This window comes from Rhodobaculum claviforme, assembly GCF_016653255.1.
Taxonomy (GTDB): Bacteria; Pseudomonadota; Alphaproteobacteria; order Rhodobacterales; family Rhodobacteraceae; genus Rhodobaculum; species Rhodobaculum claviforme.
Map to the genome: position 1 here is coordinate 1 of NZ_NHSD01000137.1, position 9,722 is coordinate 9,722.

The following is a 9,722-nucleotide window of genomic DNA, read 5'->3' on the forward strand; positions in this document are numbered from 1 at the left end:
GCGATATCGGGGGGGGCGCTGTCGGGACCGGCGGTGTCGGGGGTCAACGCCACGCGGATGCGCCGACCGCTGTCCTCGTGGGCGAGTTCGAACACCGAGGCCTCGCCCATCAGCGCGCGGTGCAGGCGCGGCTCGATCCGGTCGAACACATCGGCCCCCAGCGCGTCGCGGCCATGCAGGCCGACGATCTCGCTCGGCCGACCCGGCAGGATCGTGGACAGCCGCCGGTTGGAGTAGGTATAGACCAGATCCGGCCCGACATGGGCGATGTGGGCGGGCATCATCTCTGTCGTCAGGCGGGTGCGGGCCTCCATCTCGGTCAGCTCGCGCTTGGCCTCCTCCAGCGCGGCGTTGGACGCCGCGAGCGCGCGGTTCGCCTGCGCCAGCCTGCGCGAATCGACCAGAAGCTGCGCCGACAGCTCATCGGCGCGGATCTTCAGCAGGCGCTCCTGGTACTTGATCTCGGTGATGTCGGTATAGACGGTGACCCAGCCCCCCTGCGGCAGCGGCGCGCCTTCGACCGAGATCCAGCGGCCATCGGGGCGGGCGCGCTCGATGTAGTGGGGCTGGAAGGCGCGGGCGGCCTCCACCCGGTGGGCCACGGCGGCATCGAGGTCGTCCACGGGGCCGTATTCGCCGCGCTGCACGAGGTACCGGATCGTGTCCTCGAACCGCGCGCCGGGGGTGACGACCCAGTCGGGCAGGTCGAACATCTCCTGAAACCGGCGGTTGCAGTTGGCCAGCCGCAGATCGCTGTCATAGATCGACAACGCCTGCTGGATCAGGTTCAACCCCGCGCGGGTCAGCTTGGCGGTGGCGTCCTCGGACTGCGCCATGCGTCGCTGTTCCCCCCACACCCATCGACCATGCCAAAGCGTTAGCAGCCGCACGGGGACCGGACAACGGCCCCGGTAACAATTCGCAAGGTTTGCGCAAAAGTCAGGTAAACTTTGCCCCCCACCCCATGGGACGCGACCCGGGAGGGGGTGTGGCAGGGCATGCCGCCGGGCGCGCGGGGGTCGAGGGAGGTCGACGCCCCGCGCGCCCGTCCCCTTCGGCATGACGGACAGGGGAGGTGCCCGTGCGCGACGACGTCAAGACCCGCAAACCCGTGGATGAGGGCCTGCGATCAGTGCCCGCGCTGCTGGCCCACAACGTGGCCGTGCGCCCCGACCGGACCGCATACCGCGAAAAGGAATTCGGGATCTGGCAAAGCTGGACCTGGGCCGAAGCCGCCGACGAGATCCGCGCCATTGCGCTGGGCTTCCTCGCGCTGGGGCTGGAGCGGGGCGACTATGTCGCGATCATCGGGCGCAACCGGCCCGCGATGTACTGGTCGATGGTCGCGGCGCAGTGCTGCGGCGCGATCCCGGTGCCGCTCTATCAGGACGCGGTGGCCGAGGAGATGGTCTATGTGCTGGATCACTGCGGCGCACGCTTTGTCGTCGCGGGCGATCAGGAGCAGGTCGACAAGGTCATCGAGGTCCAGGAGCGCGTGCCCTGCATCGAGCAGATCATCTACCTCGACAAGCGGGGCATGCGGAAATACGACCACAGCCGGATGAACTGGCTGGCCGATGTGCAGGCCGAGGGCAAGGTCGCCCACCAGCGCTTCGACAAGGAACTCGACACCCGCATCGCGGAGCTGACGTGGGACCACACCTGCGTGATGCTCTATACCTCGGGCACCACGGGCAAGCCCAAGGGCGTGGTGCTGTCCAACCGCAACATCATCGAGACCTCGCGCGCCTCGGCCGAGTTCGACAAGCTGCGCTCGGACGACGAGGTGCTGGCCTATCTGCCGATGGCGTGGGTGGGCGATTTCATCTTTTCCATCGGACAGGCGTACTGGGCGGGGTTCTGCGTGAACTGCCCCGAAAGCCCCGAGACGATGATCATGGACCTGCGCGAGATCGGGCCGACCTATTACTTCGCGCCACCGCGGATTTTCGAGACCATGCTGACCAGCGTGATGATCCGCATGGAGGATGCAAGCCCGCTGAAACGCCGGATGTTCCACAACTTCATGGAGCACGCGCGCCGGGTGGGTCCCGCGCTGCTGGACGGCAAGCCGGTGTCGGCGGCGGACCGGGCGAAGTACCAGCTGGGCGATCTGCTGGTCTATGGGCCGCTGAAGAACACGCTCGGCCTCAGCCGGGTGCGGGTGGCGTATACGGCGGGTGAGGCGATCGGGCCGGAGATCTTTGACTTCTACCGCTCGCTTGGGATCAACCTGAAGCAGCTTTACGGCCAGACCGAGGCGTCGGTCTTCATCACCCAGCAGCCCGACGGCGAGGTCCGCTCGGACACGGTGGGCGTGCCGTCACCGGGCGTCGAGGTGAAGATCGCCGACAACGGCGAGGTCTTCTACCGCTCGCCCGGGACGTTCGTGGAATACTACAAGAACGCCGAAAGCACCGCATCGACCAAGGACGCCGAGGGCTGGGTGGCGACCGGCGATGCCGGATTCTTCGAAGACGGCACCGGGCACCTGCGCATCATCGACCGCGCCAAGGACGTGGGCAAGATGGCCGACGGGCGGCTGTTCGCGCCCAAATACGTCGAGAACAAGCTGAAGTTCTATCCCAACATCCTGGAGGCGGTGGTGTTCGGCGCCGACCGCCAGATGTGCGTGGCCTTCATCAACATCGACCTGACGGCGCTGGGCAACTGGGCCGAGCGCAACAACATCGCCTACTCCAGCTATCAGGAACTGGCGGGTCACCCGAAGGTGCTGGAGACGATCCAGGGCCATGTGGAGGAGGTCAACGCCAGCGTGGCCGAGGACAAGATGCTGTCGGGCTGCCAGATCCACCGGTTCCTGGTGCTGCACAAGGAACTGGACGCCGACGACGGCGAGATGACGCGCACCCGCAAGGTCCGCCGCCGCATCGTCGAGGAGAAGTTCGCCGACCTGATCGCCGCGCTCTACGGCGGCTCCAGCCGGATCTCCACCGAGACGGAAGTCACCTATGAGGACGGGCGCAAGGGCTCGATCAAGGCCACGCTGGAAATCCGCGATGCCCGGGTGGTGACGCCTGCGCGCGCGGTCGCGGCACAATGACCGCACGGCGGATGCAGGGGGTAACCGGATGAGCATTTCCGACGCACGCGCGCTTCAGGTCCAGCAGATGGAAAGCGCCGACGCCGACATCTTCACCACGCCCGACGGGCGGCGGATCGGCGGGCCGATCCTGGAGATGCGCAACATCACCCTGCGCTTCGGCGGCGTGGTGGCGATCAAGGACATCAGCTTCGACATCCGCGAAGGCGAGATCCGCGCGATCATCGGGCCCAACGGCGCGGGCAAGTCGTCGATGCTGAACGTGATCTCGGGCTTCTATCACCCGCAGGAGGGCGAGGTCTGGTACCGCGGCATGCGCCGCGCCCGCATGCGCCCCTACGAGGTTGCCCGCGAGGGCATCGCGCGCACCTTCCAGAACATCGCCCTGTTCGAGGGCATGAGTGTTCTGGACAACATCATGACGGGGCGGCTGAACCACATGAAGGCCTCGATCCTGGCGCAGGCGGTCTGGTGGGGGCCGGCCGCGCGCGAGGAGGCCGAGCACCGCGAGAAGGTCGAGAAGGTGATCGACTTCCTCGAGATCCAGCACATCCGCAAGACGCCGGTCGCCCGCCTGCCCTATGGGCTGAAGAAGCGTGTGGAACTGGCGCGCGCGCTGGCGGCCGAACCGAAGATCCTGCTGCTGGACGAGCCGATGGCCGGCATGAACGTCGAGGAGAAGGAGGACATGTCCCGCTTCATCCTCGACGTGAACGACGAATTCGGCACCACCACCGTGCTGATCGAGCACGACATGGGCGTGGTGATGGACCTGTCCGACCGGGTCGTCGTGATGGACTACGGCAAGAAGATCGGCGACGGCCCCCCCGAGGAGGTCCGCAACAACCAGGCCGTGATCGACGCCTATCTGGGGGTGAGCCATGATGACGCGTGACGCGGCCGGCGCGCCGCGCCCGCGGGGGACCGCAGCACTCAGCAAACAGGGAGGGCGCGCTGATGCCGATCGAGGTCTTCTTTGCCATCGAGGTGGCGATCAACGGGCTTATGGCGGGGGTGATGTATGCCCTCGTGGCGCTGGGATTCGTGCTGATCTTCAAGGCGTCGGGCATCTTCAACTTTGCCCAGGGGGTGATGGCGCTGTTCGCGGCCCTGACGCTGGTCGGCCTGCAGACGGGGCAGATCCCGTTCGCGCATCTGATCAACGCGATCTTCGGCACCCGGATGCATCACTTCGGCTGGGACCTGCCGACGATCGTCGCGATCATCGGCACCATGGCGGTGATGGTGCTGCTGGCGTTTCTGGTGGAGCGGCTGGTGCTGAAGCATCTGGTCAACCAGGAGCCGATCATCCTGTTCATGGCGACCATCGGCCTGGCCTATCTGCTGGAGGGCCTGGGCGACGTGATGTGGGGGGCGGAGGTCAAGCAGCTCGATGTGGGGCTGCCGCAGGGGGCGTCGGTGTGGATCGGCGACACGACCTATGCGCTGTTCGGCTATGACTTCTTCATCGACAAGCTGGCGCTGTGGGCGGCGGGGATCGCGGCGGTTCTGGTGATCGGGCTGACGCTGTTTTCGCAGTACACCCGGCAGGGACGCGCGCTGCGCGCGGTCGCCGACGACCATCAGGCGGCGCTGTCGGTGGGGATTTCGCTGCGCGCCATCTGGGTGCTGACCTGGTCCATCGCGGGGTTCGTCGCGCTGGTGGCGGGCATCATGTGGGGCGCAAGTTCGGGTGTGCAGTTCTCGCTGAGCCTCATTGCGCTGAAGGCGCTGCCGGTGCTGATCCTGGGCGGGTTCACCTCGATCCCCGGGGCGATCGTGGGCGGGCTGATCATCGGGGTGGGCGAGAAGCTCTTCGACTTCTTCTTTCAGCCGATCGTGGGCGGGGCGACCGAGAACTGGTTCGCCTACATGCTCGCGCTTGTGTTCCTGCTGTTCCGGCCGCAGGGCCTGTTCGGCGAAAAGATCATCGAGAGGGTCTGAGTCATGATCTATCGCGAGGCCGGTGACTACAAGCTGACCTATGGCGCGGACGCGCAGACCTTTCCGATCAAGGGCGACCGCTGGGCCTACTGGCTGGCGCTGGCGTTTGCCGCCGCAGTGGTGCCGCTGTTCCTGACGGACTACCTGGCCTTTGCGCTGCTGGTGCCGTTCCTGATCTATGTGATCGCGGCGCTGGGCCTGAACCTGCTGCTGGGCTACTGCGGGCAGCTGAGCCTGGGGACCGGCGGCTTCATGGCGGTCGGCGCCTATGCGGCGTTCAAGCTGATGACGGCGTTTCCGGGGCTGAACATCGTGTTTGTCATCATCCTCGCGGGGCTGGTGACGGCCGCGGTGGGGGTGCTGTTCGGCCTGCCCAGCCTGCGGATCAAGGGCTTCTACCTGGCGGTGGCGACGCTGGCGGCGCAGTTCTTTCTGGTGTGGCTGTTCACGCGGGCGCCGTGGTTCTTCAACTATTCGCCCACGGGGATGATCACCGCGCCGACGCGCACGCTGTTCGGTGTGCCGATCACCGGTCCATCGGCCAGCGGGGTGTCGGTGTATCTGTTCTGCCTGGGCTTCGTGGTGGTGCTGGCGTGGCTGGCGCGCAACCTGACGCGCGGATCGCTGGGCCGGTCGTGGATGGCGATCCGTGACATGGACATCGCCGCCGAGATCATCGGCGTGAACCCGCTGCGCGCCAAGCTGTCGGCGTTCGCGATCTCGTCGTTCTATGTCGGCATCGCGGGGGCGCTTCTGTTCACCGTGGCGCTGGGCGCCGCAGAGGCCTCCGAGGCGTTCGGGATCGACAAGTCGTTCCTTGTCCTCTTCATGGTGATCATCGGGGGGCTGGGGTCGATCCTGGGGGCGTTCATCGGGGCGGCGTTCCTGATCATCGGGCCGGTGCTGCTGAAGCTGCTGCTGGTCAACAATCTGGGCTGGCCCACCGACCTTGCCGCACATGTGGAGGTGATGATCATCGGGACGCTGATCCTGGTGTTCCTGATCGCCGAGCCGCACGGCCTGACTGCACTTTGGCGCACGCTCAAGGAAAAGCTGCGCCTGTGGCCGTTCCCGTACTGAGGAGGGGGCGCGGCCATCGCGCCGGTCCCCCGGGCCCGGCGCACACAAGGACCGTCACAGGGAGGATAACCGAATGAAGACGACCCACTTCGCCGCAGCCCTTGCGGTGGGCATGACCGCCGCCGCGCCTGCGCTGGCAGAACTGCACTTCCCCTCGCTGAGCTATCGCACGGGGCCGTTCGCCCCCGGCGGCATCCCCTTTGCCGACGGCTACAGCGACTACCTGACGCTGATCAACGAACGCGACGGCGGCATCGGTGGCGTGCGCATCCGCCAGTCGGAGTGCGAGACCGCCTACAACACCGAGCGCGGGGTGGAGTGCTACCAGGGCCTGCGCGGCGAGGACCCGCTGGTGCTGCAACCGCTGTCCACCGGCATCACCTATCAGCTGATCCCGCGCACCATGCAGGACCAGATCCCCATGCACACCATGGGGTATGGGCGCACCTCGGCCGTGAATGGCGAGGTGTTCAACTGGACCTTCAACTATCCCGCCAACTACTGGGACGGGGCCAGCGTCATCATCAACTACCTGCTGGAGGAAAACGACGGCAGCCTCGATGACAAGAAGATCGCGCTTCTGTACCACAACTCCGCCTTCGGGCGCGAACCGATCCCGACCCTGACCCGGCTGTCCGAGCGCGAGGGCTTCGAGCTTCTGACCATCGGCGTCGACAGCCCCGGCCAGCAGCAGAGCAGCCAGTGGCTGCAGATCCGCCGCGAACGCCCCGACTATGTCATCATGTGGGGCTGGGGGGTGATGAACTCCACCGCCATCCAGGAAGCCGCCAACATCCGCTTCCCGATGGAGAACTTCATCGGCGTGTGGTGGTCGGGCTCGGAGCAGGACGTGATCCCGGTCGGCGCGGGCGCGCATGGCTACAAGGCGCTGGCGATGCACGGCACGGGCCGCGACTATCCGGTCTATGACGACCTGCAGACCTATGTGGTGGATCGCGGCCTCGCCGCCGGCACCGGCGGGGAACTGGGCACCGTGAACTACTCGCGCGGGATGTATGCCGCCATGCTGGCGGTCGAGGCCGCCAAGGTCGCGCAGGAGATCCACGGCGTGGGCCAGATCACGCCCGCCATGATGCGCGACGGCATGGCCAACCTCGTGATCACCGAGGAGCTGATGGAGAGCCTCGGCCTGCCGGGCTTCGGGCCGGCCTTCGAGGTCGACTGCACCAACCACGGCGGCACCGGGGCGGCGATGATCCAGCAGTGGGACGCCAACGCCCGCGAATGGAACCTGATCACCGACTGGATCCTGCCGGACCGCGAGCTGATCATGGAAATGGTGATGGAGGACAGCCTCGCCTACGCGGCCGAGAACGACATCACCCCCACCTGCCTCGACCGCTCCGGCGGCTGACACGCACCGCGCGGCCCGGGACGCCCCCGGGCCGCGCCCCCACCCCAGCGGAGGACCCCCCATGCTCGACGCCGGCCAGACCCGCGAGGCGCTGCTCGAGGTCAACAACATCGAGGTGATCTACAACCACGTCATCCTCGTGCTGAAGGGCGTCAGCCTGACGGTGCCGAAGGGCGGCATCACGGCGCTGCTGGGCGGCAACGGGGCGGGCAAGTCCACCACCCTCAAGGCGGTGTCGGGGCTGCTCGGCTCGGAGCGGGGCGAGGTCACCAAGGGCTCCATCCTCTATCGTGGCGAGAACATCGCCCACGCCAACCCCGCCGACACGGTGAAGAAGGGCGTGATCCAGGTGATGGAAGGGCGCCACTGCTTCGAGCACCTGACGGTGGAGGAGAACCTGCTGACCGGCGCGTTCACCCGCACCGACGGGCGCGCCGCCGTGCAGCAGCACCTGGAGCTGGTCTATGAATACTTCCCCCGGCTGAAGGAACGCCGCCGCAGCCAGGCCGGCTACACCTCGGGCGGGGAACAGCAGATGACCGCCATCGGCCGCGCGCTGATGAGCAAGCCCGAGACGATCCTTCTGGACGAGCCGTCGATGGGCCTCGCGCCGCAGCTGGTGGAGCAGATCTTCGAGATCGTGAAGCGCCTGAACGAGGAACAGGGCGTGACCTTCCTGCTGGCCGAGCAGAACACCAACGTGGCGCTGCGCTATGCGCATACCGGCTACATCCTCGAAAACGGCCGCGTGGTGATGGAAGGCGCGGCCGACGCGTTGCGCGAAAACCCGGATGTGAAGGAATTCTACCTCGGCATGTCCGACACCGGCCGGCGCAGCTATCGCGAGGTGCGCAGCTATCGCCGCCGCAAGCGCTGGCTGGCCTGAGCCCCGCACGCCCCCCGCCGGCACGAAGGACCCACACCGATGAGCCACTACGACGATCTGGAAACCCGAACGCCCGACGCCCGCGCCGCGGATCTGGCGCGCACCCTGCCCGCCCAGATCGCGCGCGCGCAGGCCACCCCCGGCCAGGCCGAGGCGCTGGCCGGTGTCGACCCCGCCACCATCACCGGCGCGGAGGCGCTGGCCCGCCTGCCGGTGTTGCGCAAGTCCGCACTGGTGGCCGCGCAGGCCGCGATGGCCCCGCTGGGGGGCTACGCCGCCACCCGGCTGGCGGAGTTCGAGCATGTGTTCCAGTCGCCGGGGCCGATCTATGAACCCGGGCGCACGGCGCATGACTGGTGGCGGCTGGGCCGGTTCCTGCACGCCGCGGGCATCGGGCGTGGCGACATCGTGCAGAACTGCTTTTCCTATCACCTGGTTCCGGCGGGCATGATGTTCGAGAACGCCGCCCGCGCGGTGGGGGCCACGGTGCTGCCCGCCGGCGTGGGCCAGACCGACCTTCAGGTCCGCGCGGCCCATGACATCGGCACCACCGCCTATGCCGGCACGCCGGATTTCCTCAAGGTCATCCTCGATCGCGCCGCCGAGCAGGGCATCACGCTGAAGATCACCCGCGCGGTGGTGGGCGGCGGGGCGCTGTTCCCCTCGCTCCGGGCCGAGTACGCGGAGCGCGGCATCACCTGCACCCAGTGCTATGCCACCGCCGATCTGGGCAACATCGCCCACGAGGTACCCGGCCCCGACGGCACCCCCGCCGAGGGCATGGTGGTGGACGAAGGCGTCATCGTCGAGATCGTCCGCCCCGGCACCGGCGATCCGGTCCCCGACGGCGAGGTCGGCGAGGTCGTCGTCACCACCCTGAACCCCGATTACCCGCTGATCCGTTTTGCCACCGGCGATCTGTCGGCGGTGCTGCCCGGCGCCAGCCCCTGCGGGCGCACCAACATGCGCATCAAGGGCTGGATGGGTCGCGCCGACCAGACCACCAAGATCAAGGGGATGTTCGTGCGCCCCGAACAGGTCGCGGACCTCGTCGCCCGCCACGCCGAGATCGCCCGCGCCCGCGTCATCGCCCGACGCGAGGGCGAGATGGACGCCATGACCGTGATGATCGAGACCCGCGCCGGGAACCCCGACCTCTATGCCGCCTCCGTCATGGATACCCTGAAGCTGCGCGGCAAGGTGGAGCTTGTCCCTCCCGGCAGCCTGCCCAACGACGGCAAGGTGATCGAGGACCAGCGCAGCTACGACTGAGCGCGCCGGGCGGGGCATGGCGCGCGGCGCGCCCGCCTCGGCGCCCGTCTCGGGGGTCGGTGTCCGGGCTGGGTCCCGGGGCTCGGTCTCGGGGGGCCGGT

General features: G+C 67.6%; 8 protein-coding genes. 7 read left to right on the forward strand and 1 reads right to left on the reverse strand.

The genetic code is table 11. From position 1 onward, the window contains the following. A partial coding sequence (locus CCR87_RS04290) for a PAS-domain containing protein (RefSeq protein ID WP_201156337.1) occupies nucleotides 1-836 on the reverse strand: 836 nt, incomplete at its 3' end. Nucleotides 837-1,081: 245 nt separating this feature from the next. Here CCR87_RS04290 and CCR87_RS04295 point away from each other — a divergent pair. The 7 genes from CCR87_RS04295 (at nucleotide 1,082) to CCR87_RS04325 (ending at nucleotide 9,621) form a co-directional block, all read left to right on the forward strand. Then, nucleotides 1,082-3,064 carry an AMP-binding protein gene (locus tag CCR87_RS04295; protein ID WP_338048871.1) on the forward strand — a complete coding sequence of 661 codons (1,983 nt, stop codon included), beginning with the start codon at nucleotides 1,082-1,084 and terminating at the stop codon, nucleotides 3,062-3,064. Nucleotides 3,065-3,131: 67 nt separating this feature from the next. Next, a complete protein-coding gene (locus CCR87_RS04300) occupies nucleotides 3,132-3,959 on the forward strand; it encodes an ABC transporter ATP-binding protein (protein WP_201156344.1) in 828 nt (275 codons plus the stop codon). Nucleotides 3,960-4,021: 62 nt separating this feature from the next. Then, the gene (locus CCR87_RS04305; RefSeq protein WP_201156338.1) at nucleotides 4,022-5,008 is read left to right on the forward strand and encodes a branched-chain amino acid ABC transporter permease; all 987 of its coding nucleotides are present in this window, start codon (nucleotides 4,022-4,024) and stop codon (nucleotides 5,006-5,008) included. Nucleotides 5,009-5,011: 3 nt separating this feature from the next. Then, nucleotides 5,012-6,088 (forward strand): branched-chain amino acid ABC transporter permease, encoded by a 1,077-nt coding sequence (locus CCR87_RS04310; protein WP_201156339.1) that lies wholly within the window; start codon nucleotides 5,012-5,014, stop codon nucleotides 6,086-6,088. A 73-nt stretch (nucleotides 6,089-6,161) separates the two neighbouring features. Next, entirely contained in the window at nucleotides 6,162-7,463 is a 1,302-nt protein-coding gene (locus CCR87_RS04315) for an ABC transporter substrate-binding protein (RefSeq protein ID WP_201156340.1), read from the forward strand. A gap of 61 nt (nucleotides 7,464-7,524) precedes the next feature. Continuing rightward, on the forward strand, nucleotides 7,525-8,349 hold the full coding sequence (locus CCR87_RS04320; protein WP_201156341.1) for an ABC transporter ATP-binding protein: 825 nt from the start codon (nucleotides 7,525-7,527) through the stop codon (nucleotides 8,347-8,349). A 39-nt stretch (nucleotides 8,350-8,388) separates the two neighbouring features. Then, nucleotides 8,389-9,621, forward strand: coding sequence for a phenylacetate--CoA ligase family protein (locus CCR87_RS04325; protein ID WP_201156342.1), 1,233 nt, complete (start codon nucleotides 8,389-8,391; stop codon nucleotides 9,619-9,621). The last annotated feature ends 101 nt before the right edge of the window (nucleotides 9,622-9,722 follow it).